The sequence below is a fragment of the Microbispora sp. NPDC046933 genome (assembly GCF_040644635.1).
In the GTDB taxonomy this organism is placed as follows: Bacteria; Actinomycetota; Actinomycetes; order Streptosporangiales; family Streptosporangiaceae; genus Microbispora.
This window is the reverse complement of record NZ_JBEYWW010000004.1, coordinates 75,343-94,447: the sequence shown is the minus strand read 5'-3', so window position 1 is coordinate 94,447 and position 19,105 is coordinate 75,343. Positions and strand designations below refer to the sequence as shown.

Annotated in this window: 21 protein-coding genes; 13 read left to right on the top strand and 8 right to left on the bottom strand. The window is 71.6% G+C overall.

Going from position 1 to position 19,105, the window contains the following annotated elements:
* The first annotated feature begins 281 nt into the window (after nt 1-281).
* Genes ABZ857_RS06800 through era form a run of 3 tightly spaced genes read left to right on the top strand, consistent with a single transcriptional unit; the run spans nt 282 to nt 2,186 of the window.
* Entirely contained in the window at nt 282-941 is a 660-nt protein-coding gene (locus tag ABZ857_RS06800; RefSeq protein WP_357038666.1) for a hypothetical protein, read from the top strand.
* Complete coding sequence (locus ABZ857_RS06795; RefSeq protein ID WP_357038663.1) at nt 938-1,273, top strand: cytidine deaminase; 336 nt, start codon at nt 938-940, stop codon at nt 1,271-1,273. The genes ABZ857_RS06800 and ABZ857_RS06795 overlap by 4 nt, the downstream gene beginning before the upstream one ends.
* A 1-nt stretch (nt 1,274) precedes the next feature.
* Nucleotides 1,275-2,186 carry a GTPase Era gene (gene era / locus ABZ857_RS06790; protein ID WP_357038661.1) on the top strand — a complete coding sequence of 304 codons (912 nt, stop codon included), beginning with the start codon at nt 1,275-1,277 and terminating at the stop codon, nt 2,184-2,186.
* A 6-nt stretch (nt 2,187-2,192) separates the two neighbouring features.
* Here the strand turns inward: era and ABZ857_RS06785 are convergent, their stop codons facing one another.
* The 7 genes from ABZ857_RS06785 to ABZ857_RS06755 are packed head-to-tail and all read right to left on the bottom strand — an operon-like array spanning nt 2,193 to nt 7,481.
* Complete coding sequence (locus tag ABZ857_RS06785; protein ID WP_357038658.1) at nt 2,193-2,675, bottom strand: hypothetical protein; 483 nt, start codon at nt 2,673-2,675, stop codon at nt 2,193-2,195.
* A gap of 10 nt (nt 2,676-2,685) precedes the next feature.
* Nucleotides 2,686-3,459, bottom strand: a complete 774-nt coding sequence (locus ABZ857_RS06780) for an urease accessory protein UreD (RefSeq protein WP_357038655.1) — start codon at nt 3,457-3,459, stop codon at nt 2,686-2,688.
* Between the two features lie 5 nt (nt 3,460-3,464).
* The gene (ureG, locus tag ABZ857_RS06775) at nt 3,465-4,190 is read right to left on the bottom strand and encodes an urease accessory protein UreG (RefSeq protein WP_357038653.1); all 726 of its coding nucleotides are present in this window, start codon (nt 4,188-4,190) and stop codon (nt 3,465-3,467) included.
* Nucleotides 4,191-4,233: 43 nt separating this feature from the next.
* Complete coding sequence (locus ABZ857_RS06770; RefSeq protein WP_357038650.1) at nt 4,234-5,100, bottom strand: urease accessory UreF family protein; 867 nt, start codon at nt 5,098-5,100, stop codon at nt 4,234-4,236.
* Between the two features lie 14 nt (nt 5,101-5,114).
* Nucleotides 5,115-6,833, bottom strand: a complete 1,719-nt coding sequence (locus ABZ857_RS06765; RefSeq protein WP_357038647.1) for an urease subunit alpha — start codon at nt 6,831-6,833, stop codon at nt 5,115-5,117.
* Complete coding sequence (locus tag ABZ857_RS06760) at nt 6,826-7,182, bottom strand: urease subunit beta (RefSeq protein WP_357038644.1); 357 nt, start codon at nt 7,180-7,182, stop codon at nt 6,826-6,828. The genes ABZ857_RS06765 and ABZ857_RS06760 overlap by 8 nt, the downstream gene beginning before the upstream one ends.
* Entirely contained in the window at nt 7,179-7,481 is a 303-nt protein-coding gene (locus ABZ857_RS06755; RefSeq protein WP_357038642.1) for an urease subunit gamma, read from the bottom strand. The genes ABZ857_RS06760 and ABZ857_RS06755 overlap by 4 nt, the downstream gene beginning before the upstream one ends.
* Before the next feature lie 209 nt (nt 7,482-7,690).
* Here ABZ857_RS06755 and urtA point away from each other — a divergent pair, with 209 nt between their 5' ends.
* The 5 genes from urtA to urtE are packed head-to-tail and all read left to right on the top strand — an operon-like array spanning nt 7,691 to nt 12,283.
* A complete protein-coding gene (gene urtA / locus ABZ857_RS06750; protein ID WP_357038640.1) occupies nt 7,691-8,887 on the top strand; it encodes an urea ABC transporter substrate-binding protein in 1,197 nt (398 codons plus the stop codon).
* Nucleotides 8,888-8,897: 10 nt separating this feature from the next.
* Entirely contained in the window at nt 8,898-9,752 is an 855-nt protein-coding gene (gene urtB, locus ABZ857_RS06745; RefSeq protein ID WP_357038636.1) for an urea ABC transporter permease subunit UrtB, read from the top strand.
* Nucleotides 9,749-10,846 (top strand): urea ABC transporter permease subunit UrtC, encoded by a 1,098-nt coding sequence (urtC, locus tag ABZ857_RS06740; protein ID WP_357038633.1) that lies wholly within the window; start codon nt 9,749-9,751, stop codon nt 10,844-10,846. Before urtB ends, urtC begins: the two co-directional genes overlap by 4 nt.
* Nucleotides 10,843-11,604: an urea ABC transporter ATP-binding protein UrtD gene (urtD, locus tag ABZ857_RS06735; RefSeq protein ID WP_357038630.1), complete on the top strand. Its 762-nt coding sequence runs from the start codon at nt 10,843-10,845 to the stop codon at nt 11,602-11,604. The genes urtC and urtD overlap by 4 nt, the downstream gene beginning before the upstream one ends.
* Nucleotides 11,591-12,283 (top strand): urea ABC transporter ATP-binding subunit UrtE, encoded by a 693-nt coding sequence (urtE, locus tag ABZ857_RS06730; RefSeq protein ID WP_357038627.1) that lies wholly within the window; start codon nt 11,591-11,593, stop codon nt 12,281-12,283. Before urtD ends, urtE begins: the two co-directional genes overlap by 14 nt.
* 297 nt (nt 12,284-12,580) lie before the next feature.
* Here urtE and ABZ857_RS06725 read toward each other — a convergent pair whose 3' ends face one another.
* Nucleotides 12,581-14,179, bottom strand: coding sequence for an OmpA family protein (locus ABZ857_RS06725; RefSeq protein WP_357038624.1), 1,599 nt, complete (start codon nt 14,177-14,179; stop codon nt 12,581-12,583).
* A gap of 92 nt (nt 14,180-14,271) precedes the next feature.
* Between ABZ857_RS06725 and ABZ857_RS06720 the strand changes: the two genes are divergently transcribed.
* From ABZ857_RS06720 to ABZ857_RS06700, 5 genes are all read left to right on the top strand, one after another.
* On the top strand, nt 14,272-15,384 hold the full coding sequence (locus ABZ857_RS06720; protein WP_357038621.1) for an RNA polymerase subunit sigma-70: 1,113 nt from the start codon (nt 14,272-14,274) through the stop codon (nt 15,382-15,384).
* 46 nt (nt 15,385-15,430) lie between these two features.
* Nucleotides 15,431-16,282, top strand: coding sequence for an SgcJ/EcaC family oxidoreductase (locus ABZ857_RS06715; protein ID WP_357038618.1), 852 nt, complete (start codon nt 15,431-15,433; stop codon nt 16,280-16,282).
* A gap of 198 nt (nt 16,283-16,480) precedes the next feature.
* Nucleotides 16,481-17,578, top strand: coding sequence for a ThiF family adenylyltransferase (locus ABZ857_RS06710; RefSeq protein ID WP_357038615.1), 1,098 nt, complete (start codon nt 16,481-16,483; stop codon nt 17,576-17,578).
* A gap of 57 nt (nt 17,579-17,635) precedes the next feature.
* Nucleotides 17,636-17,758 (top strand): hypothetical protein, encoded by a 123-nt coding sequence (locus ABZ857_RS06705; protein WP_357038612.1) that lies wholly within the window; start codon nt 17,636-17,638, stop codon nt 17,756-17,758.
* A gap of 161 nt (nt 17,759-17,919) precedes the next feature.
* Nucleotides 17,920-19,098, top strand: coding sequence for a hypothetical protein (locus tag ABZ857_RS06700; RefSeq protein WP_357038609.1), 1,179 nt, complete (start codon nt 17,920-17,922; stop codon nt 19,096-19,098).
* The last annotated feature ends 7 nt before the right edge of the window (nt 19,099-19,105 follow it).

Sequence of the window (19,105 nt, the reverse complement as noted above, 5' to 3'; positions counted from 1 at the left end):
TCGGGCCTGCAAGCGTCCTTCAAGCGAGCTGCAAGCGCGCCCGGCCACTGTTGTCCCAGGCGCTCAGAAGGGGTTCGGGGCGCCTCGTTGGGGAGTCCGGCGCGCCGGGAGGGGGTTCGCGGCGCACCGGAGCCTCCCATGGGGGATCCGTAATCGGTGCGGGGCTCTCACCCGGTTCAGGGTGGGAGCCCCGTATTGATGAGAGCCCGTATTGATTACGCAATGTGATTACCCGCTCGCGGTACGGGGAAGGAAACCTCCGGCAAAGCGGGGAGGCGGGTATGCGCATCGTCCACGCGGCCGTCACGGGCTGCCTGGTCCTGGCCACCGGCGCCTGCGGCACGGGCGGGGTCACGCACCCCGCCGTCCGGGCCCCCGGCACGGCGGGAGACGCGAGCCGTCCGCGGACGGTGCTCGGCCGGATGGACGGCCTTCCCGACGGGTTCTTCAGCCACGCGCGGGCGCCCTGGCGCCCGCCGTTCCGTCCCCGCACCCGCGCGTGCCGCCTGCTGTTCGACGCGGCCGCGGGCAGGCCCCCGCGCGAGGGGCTCAGCGGCACGACCGCCGCCACCTACCAGGGCGTACACGCGGGCGAGCTTGCCGGTGTCGGCGTCGCCGTCTACGACGGCGGCGAGGCGGCCGGGCATCTCGCCGTGCTCCGCGACGCCCTCTCCCACTGCGCGACGGCCGACGGCGGCACGCCGTACGACCGCCTGGCGGCCGCGCGGACGCCGCTGCCCGGCATCGGCGGGGCCGGCGCGGCGGGCCGGGCCCTGTCCGGGCGGGTCGGCGGCTACCCCTACCGCATGCACATGGTCGTCGCCCGCTCGGGCCACACGCTGATCGCGCTCGTGCACGCGGGCCTGACCCCGCCCGATCCGGCCCGTACGGCCGAACTGACACGGCTGCTCGTCCGCGAGGTCGGTACGCTTGACGCGTGACACAGACGCTGGACCCCGAGGACAACAAGATCATCACGCTGGCCAGGTCGGCGCGGGCGCGCGGCGGCACCCCCGAGGGCGCCGCGGTGCGCGACGAGACCGGCCGGACGTACGCCGCGACCACGGTGGCGCTGCCCTCGCTCCGGCTCTCGGCCCTCCAGGCGGCCGTGGCCATGGCCGTGTCCAGCGGGGCGAAGTCCCTCGAGGCGGCGGCGGTCGTCACCGAGGCCGACGACCCGGCGGAGCAGGACCTGGCCGTCATCGAGGACATGGGCAACGGCACGCTGTTCCTGGCCGGCCCGGACGGTTCGCTGAAGGGCCGGTACATCTGACGTGGACGCCGAACCCAGCGGTTTCCGTGCGGGCTTCGCCTGCTTCGTCGGCAGGCCCAACGTCGGCAAGTCCACCCTGATGAACGCCCTGGTCGGCACCAAGGTGGCGATCACCTCGTCCAAGCCGCAGACCACGCGGCGGGCCATCCGCGGCATCGTCCACCGGCCGGACGCCCAGCTGGTGATCGTGGACACCCCCGGATTCCACCGTCCCCGCACGCTCCTGGGGGAGCGGCTGGACAGCCTGGTGCTGTCCACGCTCACCGAGGTCGACGTCATCGGGTTCTGCGTCCCGGCGAACGAGCCGATCGGCAAGGGTGACCGGTTCATCGTCGACAAGCTCGCGGCCGTCAAGAAGACCCCGGTGGTGGCGGTCGTCACCAAGTGCGACCTGGCCACCCGCGAGCAGGTCGCGCACCAGCTTCTCGCGGTGTCCGCGCTGGCCGAGTTCGCCGAGATCGTCCCGGTGTCCGCGCAGGGCGGCGAGCAGCTCGACGTCCTCGCCGACGTGCTCGTCAAGCGGCTGCCGGAGTCGCCCCCGCTGTACGCCGGCGGGGAGCTGACCGACGAGCCGGAGCAGGTGCTGGTCGCCGAGCTGATCCGGGAGGCCGCGCTGGAGGGCGTGCGCGACGAGCTGCCCCACTCGATCGCGGTGGTCGTGGAGGAGATGCACCCCCGGGAGGGCCGCGACGACCTCCTCGACGTGTACGCCCACATGTTCGTCGAGCGGCCCTCGCAGAAGGCGATCGTGATCGGCCCGGGCGGCACGAGGCTCAAGGACGTGGGCACCCGCGCCCGGCAGCAGATCGAGGCGCTGCTCGGCACCCGGGTCTACCTCGACCTGCGGGTCAAGGTCGCCAAGGAGTGGCAGCGCGACCCCAAGCAGCTGCGGCGTCTCGGCTTCTACGACTGACGGCCGTCACCGGCGGCGCAGCAGCGCGGCGGCGGCCAGGACGGCCAGCGCGACCGAGGCCAGCAGGCCGGCGAACCAGCCGTACTGGATCGTCGGGTGCACCCGCAGCAGCCCGGAGACCTGGAAGTCGAGCCGGCCCACGAGGTCGCGCGGGTCGGCGAGGAACATGGCCAGCGCGAAGGCGGCCACCGCGCCGGGCAGGATCGCCAGCCCGGTGAACAGCCAGCTTCGCGCCGCGCCGAGCACGCCGAGCAGCATCGCCGTGATCCCCGCGCCCAGCACGAACCAGCCGGGGCCCGCGTCCACGCCGCGCACCGCGTGCGTGAGCGACGCGTCGAGGATGCCGAACTCGGCGGTGAGGCCCGCCCACGGGAGCAGCGCGGTCACGGCCAGCGCGAACCCCGCGACGAACACGCCGGCGGCCCGCAGGACGCCGGCCACGCTGGTGCCTCGCCTCGGTCCGCCGGGATGCTGCGTGGGTTCCGACACGATCACCAGGCTACGGCGCGCGGCGGCCGGTTTCAGCCCCCGCGGCTTCGCCGTGCCGTAGCCGCTCCCTGAGCTGGACCGCGTCCGTGCCGAGCGCGCAGACCTGCACGCCGGGGCCGGCCAGCGGCAGCGCCGCCCAGCCGTCTCCCAGCACGGCGCGCCGCTCGTGCCTGGCGTCCGGCCCGGCGGGCGGCGCCCAGGCGGGTCCCGCGAGGAGGGTCGAGCCGACGCACCGGGCGTCCCCGTAGACGGCCGGGCCGCCGTCCACCGCCTCCTCGCCCACGAGGAGGTCCTGGCGGAGCAGCGGCCGTCCGTCCACGGTCGCGTCGAACCGCGCGTGGCCGCGTCCCGGCCGTTCGCCGTGCCGCCCGAAGACGATCTCCTCCCGCCAGAAGACCGTGGCGTCCTCGGCGAGCGAGAGCCGTACGAGGAGTCGGTGGGCGCATCCGGCGGCGAGGACGGTCGGTTCGGGGGAGAAGTGCAGGGTGGCGCCCGCGCCGACCCGCGCCCGCACGACCATGACCGAGGGGGTGTCCGCGAGACCGGGCAGCACCAGCGTGGCGGCCACCGAGCGGACCTCGAGCGACGTGCCGGGGGCGACGTCCACGCCGAGTTCGAGGTGGTCGCCGCGCAGCGGGCCGGCGCCCGTCGAGACCAGATGGACCCGCCGCGGGCCGGTCTGCCGCAGCGTCAGCGGCGGGTCGGACCGGAGCGTCTCCAGCCGGGTCCGGCCTCCGCTCGCGGCCTCCGTCCTGATCAGCGCACGCGCGGTGACGGCCGTCATGACGGTCAGGACGCCGGGGCCTGCTGGACGGCGCTCTGGACGGCGCCGCGGGCGGCGTGGCGGTGCGGTTCGCCGTGCTCGTGCCGCCAGGCGCCGACCATGTTCACCACCCAGTCCGCGACGGTCTGAGCGCCCCTGTCCTCCCTGATCGACGTGAACAGCACCGGCTTGCCGTCCCGTACGGCCGCCGCGTCGCGGGACATCACGGTCAGGTCGGCGCCGACCATCGGCGCGAGGTCGGTCTTGTTGACCACGAGCAGGTCGGCGGAGGTCACCCCCGGCCCGCCCTTGCGGGGCACCTTGTCGCCGCCCGACACGTCGAGCACGAAGATCTGCCGGTCGGCCAGGCCGCGGCTGAACGTGGCGGTGAGGTTGTCGCCGCCGCTCTCGACGATCACGAGGTCGAGCGGCCCGAACCGCTCCTCCAGCGTCTCGACGGCGTCCAGGTTGGCGGCGATGTCGTCGCGGATGGCGGTGTGCGGGCAGCAGCCGGTCTGCACGGCGAGGATCCGCTCGGGGTCGATGACCCCGGCGCGGCGCAGGAAGTCGGCGTCCTCGGTGGTGTAGATGTCGTTGGTCACGACCCCGAGCCGCAGGGACGGCCCGAGAGTGCGGCACAGCGCCGCCACCAGGGCGGTCTTGCCGCTGCCGACCGGCCCGCCGATGCCGAGGCGGAGTGCCCGCCCGTGTGGCTCGGCCGCGTCGTGGAGGTCGTCGTGGTGAGCGCCCATGTGGGTACCTGCTCTTTCTTCAGCGGTGGCCGGTGCGGGGACGTCAGGAGACGAAAAGCTTCATCGGGTTGGTCAGGTGTCCCTCCGCCAGGAGGTCGAGCGCGGGCGCGCTGTGCCCCGGCAGCGCGTGCCATCCCAGGTGCTGTCCCGCCCCGCACTCGTCCGGCGTTTCGTCCGGCGGAATCGCGTCGTCGAGCGACGCGCAGGCGGCGCGGGCCGCGCCCTCGAGCGCGGGGACGAGGCCGGCGAGCAGGCGGTGGACGGTGACCGGGTCGAGGCCGAGGAGCCGCACCGCGGCCGTGGCCGGGCCGGTGACCGAGGTGTAGGCGGCGGCCAGCGCGGCCTGGCGGGGCGCGCAGCCCGCCGAGGCCGCCGCCGCACCGAACGCGACGGGGTGGTGCGGGCCCTCCGGCACGGCCCGCGCGAGCGTGTCCAGGGCGGCCGAGGGCCACATCCGGCGCGCCGTGCGCAGCAGGAGCCGCCCCTGGGTCCTGGCGGCCTCCCGCTGCGCGGGAGAGGCGGTCCGGGCGTCGGCCTCGGCGTCAAGCCGCCGCCACAGCCCGGCGCCGTCGGCGCCGTCAGCTCCGGGCGGCCTCCAGACGTACCGTGCCGCCGCGTCAGGGGTGGCGCCGGGTTCCTGGCCGGTGCCGCGGCGGCCGTCCGCGGCGGTTCCGGAGCCGGTGCGTCCCCAGCTGACGGCTTCGGAGGCGGCCAGCTCGCACGCGGCGGCGGCGAGGGCGGCGGTGACGAGGCCGGCGGTGGCGAGCCTGCCGCGCAGGAACCGCGCCAGGTCGCCCGCGCCGGTCACCGCGCCCCGCCGTACGGCCTCCTCCACGCCGCCCGAATGGGCGTGCCCGCCCGCAGGCAGCCGGGAGTCGGCCAGCAGCAGCAGGGCCGCGTCCCCTTCCATGCCCACGTGCACCGTCAGAAGAGGAAGTAGCGCTGCGCCATCGGCAGCGACTCGGCCGGGGCGGGCTCGATCAGCTCGCCGTCCACGTGCACGGCGAAGGTGTCGGGATCCACCCGGATGTCCGGCAGGGCGTCGTTGAGCGGCATCGCGTCCTTGCGCCGGGCGCGGACGTCGGCCACCGGGACCAGCCGCCTGCCGACGGCCAGGCGGTCCGCCAGACCGTCCTCAAGCGCGAGCGGCGCGACGAAGTGCAGCGAGGTCGCGGCGGCGGTGGCCGGGGCCGCGCCGAACATCGGCCGGGGGAGCACGGGCTGCGGCGTCGGGATCGACGCGTTCGCGTCGCCCATCTGCGCGTACGCGATGACGCCGCCCTTGACGACGAGGTCCGGCTTGACCCCGAAGAAGGCCGGGCTCCACAGCACGAGGTCGGCGAGCTTGCCTGGCTCCACCGAGCCGATCTCCGCGTCCAGGCCGTGGGCGATCGCGGGGTTGATCGTGTACTTGGCGACGTACCGGCGGGCGCGGAGGTTGTCGGCCGGGCCGTCGCCCGCCAGCGCGCCGCGGCGCCGCTTCATCACGTGCGCCGTCTGCCAGGTGCGAATGATCGTCTCGCCGACCCGGCCCATCGCCTGGGAGTCCGAGCCGATCATCGAGATCGCGCCCACGTCGTGCAGGACGTCCTCGGCCGCCATCGTCGTCGGCCTGATCCGCGACTCGGCGAACGCCAGGTCCTCCGGGATGGCGGGGTTGAGGTGGTGGCACACCATGAGCATGTCCAGGTGCTCGTGGTGGGTGTTGACGGTGTGCGGCCGGGTCGGGTTGGTGGAGGACGGCAGCACGTTGGCGTGGGAGACGACCGTGATGATGTCCGGGGCGTGGCCGCCTCCCGCTCCCTCGGTGTGGTAGGCGTGGATCGCCCGGCCCGCGACGGCCCGCAGCGTCGACTCCACGAACCCCGCCTCGTTCAGCGTGTCGGTGTGGATGGCGACCTGCACGCCGGTGGCGTCGCACACCCGAAGGCAGGCGTCGATGGCGGCGGGGGTCGTGCCCCAGTCCTCGTGCAGCTTGAAGCCCGACGCCCCGGCCCTGAGCTGTTCGAGCAGGCCCTCCTCGCTGACCGTGTTGCCCTTGCCGAGCAGGGCCACGTTGACCGGATAGGTGTCCAGCGACTCCAGCATCCGGCCGAGATACCAGGTGCCGGTGACGGTGGTGGCCTTCGTGCCCTCGGCGGGTCCGGTGCCGCCGCCGACGACCGTGGTGATACCCGAGGCGAGCGCCTCGTCGAGGATCTGCGGGCAGATCAGGTGGACGTGGGAGTCGACCGCGCCCGCGGTGACGATCTTGCCGTTGGCCGCGAGGATCTCGGTGGACGGTCCGATGACGAGGTCCGGGTGGACGCCGTCCATCGTGTCGGGGTTGCCGGCCTTGCCGATGGCGGCGATCCGGCCGTCGCGGACGCCGATGTCGGCCTTGACCACGCCCCAGTGGTCGAGGATGACCGCGCCGGTGATGACCAGGTCGGCCGCGCCCTCGGCCCTCGTGGTGCGCGCCTGCCCCATCGACTCGCGGATGACCTTGCCGCCGCCGAACACGGCCTCGTCGCCCGCCCCCGCGGGCCCCATCGACAGGTCGTCGGTCACCTCGACGTACAGGTCGGTGTCGGCCAGGCGCACCCGGTCGCCGGTGGTCGGGCCGTACAGCGCGGCGTAGCGGGAGCGTTCGACGCTAGACATCGGCCCTCCCGTCGAGCGGCCCGGCCCACTCGGGACGAAGGCCCGGTACGACGCGGTGGCCCGCGATCGGGACCAGCGTGACGTCGCGCTCCACCCCGGGCTCGAACCTGACCGCGGTGCCCGCCGGGATGTCGAGGCGGGTGCCCCAGGCCGCCTCCCGGTCGAACTCCAGGCCCGGGTTGGCGGCGGCGAAGTGGTAGTGCGACCCGACCTGCACCGGCCGGTCGGCCGTGTTGACGACTCTCAGGGTGATCCGCTCCCTGCCGGGGTTCAGCGGCACGTCGCCCTCGCCGCAGAGGATCTCGCCCGGGATGCCGTGCTCACCGGTTCGCTCGCTTCGCTCGCTCATGCGATCGGGGTGTGGACGGTGACGAGCTTGGTGCCGTCGGGGAAGGTGGCCTCGATCTGGACGGACTCCAGCATCTCGGGCACGCCCTCCATGACGTCCTCGCGCCGAAGGACCTTGCGGCCGGCGTCCATCAGGTCGGCGACGCTGCGGCCGTCGCGGGCGCCTTCCAGGAGGAAGGACGCGATGAGGGCCGTCGCCTCCGGATGGTTGAGGCGAAGGCCGCGCTCCTTGCGCTCGCGGGCCACCCCCGCGGCGACGTGGATGAGGAGCCGTTCCTGTTCGTGTGGAGTGAGCCGCATGGCGGGACGATAAGTACCCGGCGTTTCCCCCGCGTTACCCGGTCATTTCGTATGCGTATCCGGACGGCGGTGAGCCTTCGCTAATGAGTTGTTAACCGCCGGGATTTCCCCGGGAAATACGATGCGCTCACCTTGACGGCAGACGGATCGGCGCGGGGACCGTAGCGGCAAGGGAGAGGTAATTGCGGAGATTATGGCGCACCGGAGCGGTGTTCGCGCTCGCGGCCACGACACTCGCGGCTTGTGGCGGACAATCCTCCACGAATGGTACATCCACCTCATCCGAGGGTTCTAATCGCATAAAAGTCGGCATCCTGCACTCCCTCAGCGGCACGATGGCCATCAGCGAGGTCACGGTCAGGGACGCGGAGCTGCTCGCGATCGAGGAGATCAACGCGGCGGGCGGCGTGCTGGGCAAGAAACTGGAGCCCGTCGTGGAGGACGGCGCGTCCGACTGGCCGACGTTCGCGGAGAAGGCCACCAAGCTCATCGCGCAGGACAAGGTCGCCACCGTCTTCGGCGGCTGGACGTCGGCGAGCCGCAAGGCGATGCTCCCCGTCTTCGAAAAGCGCAAGGCGCTGCTGTGGTACCCGGTCCAGTACGAGGGCCTGGAAAGCTCGCCGTACATCTTCTACACGGGCGCGACGACCAACCAGCAGATCGTCCCCGGCCTCGACTACCTGAAGGAGAAGGGCAAGAAAAAGCTCTTCCTCGTCGGCAGCGACTACGTCTTCCCGAGAACGGCGAACAAAATCATCAAGGCGTACGCCGCGGCGAACGGGATGGAGATCCTCGGCGAGGAGTACACCCCGCTCGGGCACACCGAATACAGCACGCTGGTGAACAAGATCGTCGAGGCGAAGCCGGACGCCGTCTTCAACACCCTGAACGGCGACAGCAACGTCGCGTTCTTCAAGCAGCTCAAGAGCACCGGGATCGGCGCCGACCAGATGCCGGTCATGTCGGTGTCCGTGGCCGAGGAGGAGGTCAGGGGCATCGGGGTCGACAACGTCGCCGGGCACCTCGTGGCCTGGAACTACTACCAGACGACCGACACCCCGGCCAACGAGAGGTTCGTCGCCGCGTTCAAGGCGAAGTACGGCGCCGACAAGGTGACCTCCGACCCGATGGAGGCCGGATACAACGCCGTCTACCTGTGGGCCGAGGCCGTCAGGAAGGCCGGAACCACCGACGTGGAGGCCGTCAAGAAGGCCGCCGGGGGCGTGTCCCTGGACCGTCCCGAGGGCAGGGTCACCATCGACGGCGACAACCAGCACGTCTACAAGACCGCGCGCATCGGGGTCGTCCAGCCGGACGGCCAGATCAAGGAGGTCTGGAACTCCGGCGAGCCCATCAAGCCGGATCCCTACCTCAAGACGTACTCCTGGGCCGGCGGCCTGGTCTGACGGGGCCGACATGGAGGGAGTGCTCAACCAGCTGCCGATCGGGTTGTCGATCGGAGCGGTCCTGCTGCTGATCGCCCTCGGGCTGACGTTCACGTTCGGGCAGATGGGTGTGGTCAACATGGCCCACGGCGAGTTCATCATGGCGGGGGCCTACACGGCCTACCTGCTCCAGGGCGTGGGCTTCCTGGTCGCCCTCCCGGCCGCGTTCGTGGTCGCCGGGCTCATGGGCCTGGTCCTCGAACGCACGCTGATCCGGCGCTTCTACGGCCGCCCGCTGGACACGCTGCTGCTCACCTGGGGCGTCAGCCTGATGCTCCAGCAACTGGCCCGGGACCTGTTCGGGGCGCCCAACGTGCAGGTCGCCTCGCCCGCCTGGCTGCGCGGCGGCATCGGGATCCTGCCGTACAACCGGCTGTTCATCATGGCGCTCGCCGCGGCGTCGGTGCTCGCGATCTGGGCGTACATGAACAAAACCGGGCAGGGGCGGCGCATGCGGGCGGTGATGCAGAACCGGAGGCTCGCGGCGACGAGCGGCATCGACACCGGGCGGGTCGACCAGCGGACGTTCTTCATCGGCTCCGGCCTCGCCGGGGTCGCGGGGGTCGCCCTCACGCTGATCGGGCCGGTCGGCCCCGCGCTCGGCACGTACTACATCGTGGACGCGTTCCTCGTGGTCGTCGCGGGCGGCCTGGGACAGCTCCGCGGCGCGGTGCTGGCCGCGGCCGGCCTCGGCCTGCTGAACTCCTACGCCGAGTTCTGGAGCGACGCCAGCCTCGCCAAGGTGGTGGTCTTCGTGGCGATCATCGGCTTCCTGCAGGTCCGGCCGCAGGGGCTGTTCTTCGTCCGGTCGCGGGCGCTGACATGACGGCCCCCGCGATGCCCGTACGGCCGGGCGAGGCACCGCCGGACGGAACCGTACGGCGATGGCGGGGCCCGGCGGCCTTCGCGGCGGTGTTCTCGGCCGTGGCGGTGCTCGCCCTGGTGGCGGCGCCGCTGCTGCTGGAGCCGTTCCGCCTCGGCCTGCTGGCCAAGTATCTCTGCTACGCGATCGTGGCGCTCGGCATCGGCCTCGCCTGGGGGCAGGGCGGCATGCTCACGCTCGGGCAGGGGGTGTTCTTCGGCCTCGGCGGCTACGCGATGGGCATGTATCTCAAGCTCAACGACGCCGGCGGGGACCTGCCCGACTTCATGGTCTGGAGCGGGGTGGAGAAGCTGCCGGCGCTGTGGAAGCCGTTCGGCAACCCGGTCTTCGCGCTGGCCATGGTCGTCGTGCTGCCGGTCGCGGTCGCGCTGCTGCTCGGCACGCTGGTGTTCCGCCAGCGCGTACGCGGGGCGTACTTCGCGATCCTCACCCAGGCGCTGGCGGCGGCGCTGGTGATCCTGCTGGTCGGGCAGCAGGGGCTGACCGGCGGCACGAACGGCCTGACCAACTTCTTCGACTTCTTCGGCCACGACGTGGCGGCCGACGAGACCCAGCGGGGCCTCTACCTGCTCGTGGCGGCCGTGCTCGGGGCGCTTTACCTGGGCGCGCGGCAACTCGTCCGCAGCCGGTTCGGGCGGCTGCTGCTGGCGGTGAGGGACGGCGAGGACCGCGTGCGCTTCCTCGGCTACGACCCGGCCACCGTGAAGACGCTGACCTTCGCCGTCTCGGCGGGCATGACCGGCATCGCGGGGGCGCTGTTCGTGCCCGTGGTCGGCATCATCTCGCCGGCCCTGCTCGGCGTCGTCCCCTCGCTCGAACTCGTCGTCGCGGTGGCGGTCGGCGGCAGGTTCGCGCTGGCCGGCGCGGTGCTCGGCGCGGTCGTCATGGGATACGCGCGGACCTACTTCAGCGAGGAGCTTCCGGACGCCTGGCTCTACCTGCAGGGCGCCCTGTTCGTGCTCGTCATGACGCTGGCGCCCAGGGGCATCGCGGGCCTGGCCGCCAATCTCGTACGGAGAAGGGAGGCACGGACGTGACCGAACCGCTTCTGGAAATCCGGGCTCTGGAGGTCGCCTTCGGCGGCTTCCGCGCGCTCGACGGGGTGGACCTGACCGTCGGCCGGGGCGAGCTGCGCTTCCTGATCGGGCCGAACGGCGCGGGGAAGACCACCCTCATCGACGTGATCACGGGCCTGACCAGGCCCACCGAGGGCTCGGTGCGGTTCGAGGGACACGACCTCGCGGGCCGCAGGGAGCACGAGATCGTCCGGCTCGGCGTGGGCCGCACCTTCCAGACCTCGGTGGTCTTCGAGGAACTGACCGTGCTGGAGAACCTGGACCTCGCCGCGTCGTTCCGCCGCCCCCTCTGGTCGCTGCTGCGCCGCAGGCGCGGGGTGTCGGAGGAGGTCGCGGCGGCGCTGGAGACCACCGGCCTGGCCGGGCTCGCGGGCAGCAGGGCCGGGGTGCTGTCCCACGGGCAGCGGCAGTGGCTGGAGATCGGCATGCTGATCGTCCAGCGGCCCCGGCTGCTGCTGCTCGACGAGCCGGTCGCCGGCATGTCCTCCGGCGAGCGCGAGCGCACCGGAGAACTGCTCACCGAGGTCGCCCGCGACCACACCGTGGTCGTGGTCGAGCACGACATGGAGTTCCTGCGCCGCTACGCCTCCCAGGTCACCGTGCTGCACGAGGGCAGGGTGCTGACGGAGGGCTCGGTGGAGCAGGTGCGGGCCGACCCGCGCGTGCAGGAGATCTACTTGGGACGGGCGCGGGAGGGTGCCGAGGATGCTGTCCGTTGAGGGACTGGAGTCGGGGTACGGCCGCGCCCGGGTGCTCTTCGGCGTCTCACTGGAGGTGCCCGCGGGCCGCCTCGTCTGCGTGATGGGCCGCAACGGGGTCGGCAAGACCACCCTGCTCGACACCGTCATGGGCGTGCTGCCGGCGACCGGCGGGAGGGTGACGTTCGAGGGCAGGGACGTCACCCGGCTGCGCCCCGACCAGCGCGTACGGCTCGGCATGGGCTACGTGCCGCAGGGGCACGAGACCTTCCCCCAGCTCAGCGTGATGGACAACCTCCTGGTCACGCTGGAGGCGTCCGCGCACCGGGACCGGGCGGCGCTGGAGGAGGCCCTGGAGGTCTTCCCCCGGCTCAAGCCGCTGCTCAAACGGCCGGCGGGCTTCCTGTCCGGCGGCCAGCAGCAGCAGCTCGCGATGGCCCGGGCCCTGGTCACCCGGCCGAAGCTGCTGATTCTGGACGAGCCGACCGAGGGCATCCAGCCCTCGATCATCCTGGAGATCGAGGAGGCCGTCGAACGCCTGCACGCGGCCGGACTCGCGATCCTGCTGGTGGAGCAGTACCTGGACCTCGCGCTGCGGCTGGCCGACGCGTTCGTGATCCTCGACGCCGGACGGGTGGTCCGCAGCGGCGCGGCCGAGGAACTGCGGGACGCGGAGGTTCACCGGCTGTTGTCCGTCTGACCCCCGGCGCTTGGGGAGCGTCTGACGAATGCTTGTCCGCCGCGAGCCTGGGCCACGCGTGGCAGGGCGTGATCCGCCAGGCACGACCTAAGCTGGAAGGGAGGAAGCGATCGCACGTGTGAACGCCTTCGGCCGCGCCGGAGGCTCCGCACCGCTTGGGCGGTGGGGGCCGTCCGGACCCGGCACTGCGCACGGCCCGACCGCTTCCTCCTGTCATGCGGAGCCTGCCACGTGGAGCCTGTCATGCGGAGCCTGCCACGTGAGCCTGCTACGTGAGCCTGCCGTGTGGAGCGCCGGCTATCCGATCGCGACTCCCTCGACCCGCGCGCCCGCCGCGCCGTACCAGGGGAAGTCGACGTCCACGCTGCGCACCTCGGCGGGCAGCCGGTAGACACCGGCGTAGGTGACGCTCTCTCCGGGCGCCAGAGTTCTCTTGGCGGCGGTGCGGGACATGGACGTGCACACGCATTGCCCGCCGGAGTCGCGCAACGGGTAGTACCAGATCTTGGCGGACCGATCGAGCACGGTGACGCCGTCGGTGCCGCTCGGGGAGGGGCTGAACATGCCGTGATACCGCTGATCCTGCTCGAACGCCGACTGCAGCTCAGCGTCGGACTGCCCGGTGTTGCGAACGGTCCAGACCACGGTGGTCAGGCCTGTGGAGTCGCGATGCGCGCTGTTGACCTCGACCTGGAGATCCTTGGCGCCGTCGGCGGTGAACGCGGCGCCGCCGGACACCGGGGCCTCGCCGGGCGTCCACTGGAAGGGCTGCCCGCCCGAGGACTGACCCGTGGCGGACGATGAGGGCGACGAGGGCGACGAGGGCGGCGGAGGCGTGAACCGGACGGTGACCCGCCGGTTCTTGCGCCGTCCCTCCTCCGAGGCGTTGGAGGCCACCGGGTCCGCCGAGCCGTGGCCGGCGGTCCGGAAGGTGACGCCGCCCCGGGTGACCAGCGTCCTGAGCCGGTCGGCCACGGCCTTGGCGCGCCGCTCCGACAACGGCTGGTTGATGGCGTCGTTCCCCGTGGTGTCGGTGTAACCGTCGACCTCGACCGTGGTGTCCCCGGAGGCGTCGATCTGCTCGGCCACCTCCTTCAGCAGCGCGCTCGCCCGTGGGGTCAGGTCCGCCTTGTTCAGGGCGAACAGCACATCGGCCGACAGCCGTACGGCGCGGCCGTCGGCGTCCTCGTCCACCGACCGCTCGTCGCCCTCGGCCCTGCTGTGCACGGTGAGCACCCGCGGCGGCGCCAGGTCCGCCGACGCCGGATCGATCGTCTGGTCCGCCGCCGGCCGGAGCGGGCCGTCCGCGATCGGCACGTCCTGGACCGGCACGGTCAGCGGCATCGTCACCGTCACGTGCCGCACGTCCCGCGGAGGTGCGGGGAACACCGCGTGGATGTCCACCGATTCGCCCGGCGCGATCGTCGTGCCGGCCAGCGAGGAGCACAGGCACGTGTGGCCGGTGGTGGACAGCGGCATGTACAGCTTGCTGCCCCGGCCGTCGAGCAGTCCGATGCCGCCGGCGACCAGCGAGCTGCTGTCCGCCCCCCTTCCGCCCTCGAACAGGCTGATCGACAGGTCGAGCCCGGTCTGACCATCGTTGACGACCTTGAACTGGCCGGTCACCGTGGTGGCCGACGTCCGGTTCAGGGCGACGACCTCGACGTGCGCGGGACCCTGCCGGTGTGCCATGGGCACCGCCCTGCCCAGGGTCCGCGCAGGCCCTGGGGTGCCGTCGGGGGTGGGGCTGTGGGCGGTGACGCCGGGTGTCTTCCGCTCGTCCGAGCCGCCGGTGGGCTCGACGTCGCCGGTGCATCCGGACAACGCGACGAGAAGGGCGGCCAGCCCGCCTCCCACGCGTGCGATCCCCTGCCGTTCCGGATTCGACCTGAGCATGATTCTCGTCCCCTGTCCTCCCAAGAGCGCGGCATTCTCCAAGATTCTTACTCGGTCGCGCCACGGACCGCGCACGGAGCGAGGATGGGACGGTGGACGAGGATCTCATGGACGGGACGGGGCAGTCCGGCGCGGAACTGCTGGCCGCGGCCCGCTCCGGTGACGGCGACGCCTTCGGGCGCCTGGTCGGGCCGCTGCGGGACGAGCTGCGCGCCCACTGCTATCGGATGCTGGGATCGGTTCACGACGCGGAGGACGTCGTCCAGGACACGCTGGACCGGGCGTGGCGTGCCCTGCCGCGGTTCGAGGACCGTGGATTGGAGGCCCGTGGATTGGAGGCCCGTGGATCCGAGGACCCTGGATCCGAGAACCGGGGCTCCCTACGGCCCTGGCTGTACGCGATCGCGACGAACAGGTCGCTGACGCTCATCGAGCGGCGCGGGCGGCGCGAGCTGCCCGCCGATCTGAGCCCGGGAGGCGCTCCGGCGGCCGAGGCGGCGTGGGTCGAGCCGTTCCCCGACCGGCTGATGAGCTGGACGGCCGAGCTGAGCCCGGAGGCGCGCGCCGTGGCGCTGGAGAGCGTGGAGCTGGCCTTCGTCGCCGCGCTGCAGCACCTGCCGGCTCGGCAGCGGGCCGTGCTGCTGCTGCGCGACGTCCTCGGCTACGGCGCCGGTGAGGTCGCCGGCCTGCTGGAGACGACCGTCGCCGCGGTCAACAGCGCGCTGCAGCGGGCCCGCGGCACGCTCGGCCGCCTGGTCCCGCCCGCCGGCCAGCAGCGGACCCTCGGCCTGCTCGGCGAACCGGCGTGGCGGGAGACGGCCCGGCGGTACGCCGCCGCGTGGGAGGCCGCGGACGTGGACGCGATCGTGGCGATGCTGACCCACGACGCGAAGTACTCGATGCCGCCGCTGACGGCCTGGTATCACGGGCACGACGGCATCCGCGGCTTCCTGCTGGAGGCGGCGCGGAACCGCCGCTGGCGCTTCCTGCCGGCGCGGGCGAACGGGCAGGTCGCGTTCGGCACGTACCTCTGGGACGACGACCGCGGCGTCTACGCCGCCGCGGGCCTGGACCTGCTCGCCCTGCGCGGACCGCTGATCGCCGAGGTGGTCTCGTTCCTGGACGCCCATCTGCCGGCGTTCGGCCTGCCGGCGGAGCTGACGCCCGCCTCGACCGATGAGTTTCGCGCGCCGCGCGGGTTGTAGGTGCTGACAGAAAGCATCAGCGCGTCAACCCGGAAGGATCGAGCCGATGGCCGATGACCACGAGCGAATCCGCGACCTGATCGAGCGCTGGGCCGAGGCGGTCCGCCGCGGCGACATCGAGGGGGTGGTCGCCGACCACGCCGGCGACATCGTGATGTTCGACGTGCCGCCGCCGTACGAGGGCGTGCGCGGCCTGGACGCCTACCGCGAGACGTGGCCGCCCTTCTTCGCCTGGCAGGCACAGGTTTGGCAGGCACAGGGCGCCTGCTTCGAGATCGAGTCGCTGGACGTGACCGCGGGGGAGGACGTCGCCTTCGCCCACGCCCTGCTGCGCTGCGGCAGCCCGGAGGAGCTCGCGGCGAACCCGCGGATGCGGCTGCGGCTGACGCTCGGCCTGCGCAGGCAGGACGGCCGATGGGTGGTCGCCCACGAGCACCACTCGTTTCCGTACGTCGAGCCGGACGCCGGCTCCGCCGCGGCCGAGGAGGAGGTGCGCGAACTGCACCGCCGGTGGTTCGCCGGCACCGCCGCCAAGGACCTGGACGGCCTGATGGAGGGCATCGCCGGCGATGTCGTCTCCTACGAGCACGACCAGCCGCTGCAGCATCGCGGCGTCGAGGCGGTGCGTGAGGTCTGCGCGCGCGGCCTCGACGCCGCCCAGGACGGTGTGAGCTGGGACGTCCCCGATCTGAAGATCCTGGTCAGGCAGGACCTGGCCGTCGCGTGGGGGCTCAACCGCGTCCGGGTCGAGCAGGCCGGCGGCGAGAGCGACGAGACGTGGTCACGCGGAACCCGGGTGTTCGAGAGGAGAGACGGCGCCTGGGTGATGATCCACCAGCATCTCTCCTTTCCGTACGATCCGGACACCGGCGAGGCCAGGACCGGTCTGCGCCCCTAGCCGGCCCTGGTCAGTTGCCGGGCTGTCACGGCAGATCAATCCCGAAATCAGCCTGTCAGCCGCCTCAAGCAAGTGCCGATGAGCAGGAACAGCATTTATTCCGTGTTCTAGGACAGAGGTTGACAGCCTGGAATCAGCCATCTGATGATCAGAAGGTTTCCGGGACGGGGAGTGCCGCGGATGACGCGTAGATATCGCATGCCCAAAGTGAAGCCCGAGCACAGGCCGTACAGGCTTGACGGCGGGACCATCCGAATCGGTGGCGAAACCTACGGCATCGCTGCCGAGATCGACGATCCGGCGGGCTGGGTGTGGGCGGCGCTGCGACTGATGGACGGGACTCGCGACCCGGATACCATCGCGACGCTGCTGTCAGAACGATTCGCCGACCTTTCCCAGGCGCGGGCGGCGGCGATTGTCGCAGCTTTGACGGCCTCGGGTTATATCGAGGACGCCGCCGCCACCACCCCGTCAGAGCTCAGCGAACGAGAGCTCGATCGTTACAGCAGAAGCCGAGCGTTCTTCCGGCGCGTCGATCTCACCCCACGGGCCCACGATTGGGAGCTTCAGCTCAAGTTGAAGCGTTCCCGTGCGGTCGTCCTCGGTCTGGGCGGCACCGGTTCGCACGTCGCGTGGGCACTGGCCGCGGTAGGAGTCGGGGAAATCCACTGCGTCGATCCGGACCGGATCGACTTGTCAAATCTGAACCGCCAGATCCTTTACACGGAGGACGACGTCGGCCAGTTCAAGGCGGATGTCGCCGCGGACCGGATCGGCCGGGTCAACTCCGATGTCACCGTCACGCGCTCACGGGTAAGGGCCGAGAGCCAGGGCGACCTTTCCCGGCTCGTGGAGGGCTACGATGTCCTGGCGCTATGCGCGGACGAGCCCCGAGGCGTGGAGAACATCAAGGTCTGGGCCAGCCGGGCCTGCGCCGCCGCGGGAGTGCCATGGGCCGGCGGCGGTTACTCCGGCCCTGTCGTCACCTGCGGCGTCTTCGCACCGCCGCGGGGCGCCTGTTACGAGTGTGTGAGTGCGCAGGCGATAGCCAAACGACGACCGGGAATGGACGTCGATCTCGGCGGTCCCGGCGTGATCGCATTCTCGGCGGGAATCAGCGGCCAGATGGTCGCACAATCCGTCGTCTCTCTCATCACGGGTGTGCCGGATCCGATGCCCGGGACGTTGCGAGCCATGAATCTCGCGGTGCTCGGAGACTACGACGTCTTCCAACCTCCGTCGCGTGCCGGTTGCACCAATTGTCATCCCTTGACATCTTCTGTGGATCGATCATGATTCTGCGTTGGGGCTTCGAAACCTCGTGGCCCGAAACAGAACTGAGGGGAAGTTCTCGTGGCAGAGGAACGCGAAACGCATCCTGTATCGGACGATTCCGAGGAGTTGCAGGCCATCTCGATCCGTAAGCTTGACAAGATCGAGACGACGATGCTGGAGAGCAACAGCCACGGCCAGTAGGCGGGGCCGTCGCGGCTGAGCCGGGATATTCCGGCTCAGCCGCACGTCACTCGGGAAAACGATGAGCAGGGAACGTAGCGCATGCCGGACGTGCGACGAGAACCGCGATTCTCCTGGAGACGAATGATTTTCGCGACTGTTCTTTCCGCCGTTTCAAAACAATGACCGGCAGGGTCGTGCTGCACGAGCTCGGCGTACGCCTGGACCGGGGGGAGTGGATCGTCGGGCGTGTCGCGACCGGCGATTTCGTGGCCCTGCCCGAGGTCGGCATGCGAGCTCTGCGGCTGCTGCAGGACGGTCTCCCCATCGGGGAGACGCAGACGCGGCTTCGGCAGGAGACCGGCTGCAAACTGGACATCGACTCCTTCGTTCGGCAGCTGACGGACTCGGGGCTGGTGGCCGCCATCGACGGCGAACCCGTCCCGGCGCCGGATCCGCCGCGTCCGACCTTTCCTTGGTTACGCCCGGGCAGCGTCCGCTGGACGCTGAATCCCGTCCTGCACATCTGCGTTGCGGCGCTGATCGCGGTCGGCGTGATCCTGCTGGTCAGGCAACCCGCGTTGCTGCCGAGCTGGCGCGCGATCCTGTGGAGCCCGAGCGGTGCGGCCGTGCTGTTCACGCGGATCGCGATCGGCTGGCTGATGCTTTTCGTCCACGAGCTGGCGCATCTGGTGACCGCTCGAGCGGCGGGGGTTCCCGGACGGGTCACCTTCGGCACGAGGCTTCAGTTCCTGGCGGTGCAGACCGATGTCTCGGGTGTCTGGCTGGCGCCGCGCCGGGTGCGGCTCACCGTGTATCTCTCCGGGATCGCGGTGGACATCGCCCTGTGCGCGGCGTGCGTGATCCTCGGCGTCCTGACGGGTCCGCATCCGGCGTACTCGATCGCGCTGCTCACCGGCATGGCCATGCTGGCCACCCAGGCCTGCGTGTTCATGCGCACGGACCTGTACTTCGTGCTGCAGGATCTGACGGGCTGCCGCAACATGTACGGCGACGTCGTCGCCTATGTCCGGCACGGGCTGAGGCGCCTGCTGGGGCGCGGTCGCCCCGGCCCGATCACCCAGGTGAGTCGGCGCGAGCGCCGCTGGCTGGTCGTCTACGGAGTGGTGCTGGTGGGCGGGACGATCGCCTGCCTCGGCGTCTTCGCGGCCATCACTCTTCCGGTGACGGTGACCCTGGTGGTCCGCGCGACGCAGACCTTGATCTCTCCCCGCGGCCCGTCGGAGGCGCTGGACGCCGTGGTGGTCCTGACGCTGCTGGCGACGACCCAGCTGCTTTGGCTACGTGCCTGGTGGCGCCGTCACGGTCGTCGTTTCCGCCGCAGGGGAACCGGAGTGTGAGCGCCTG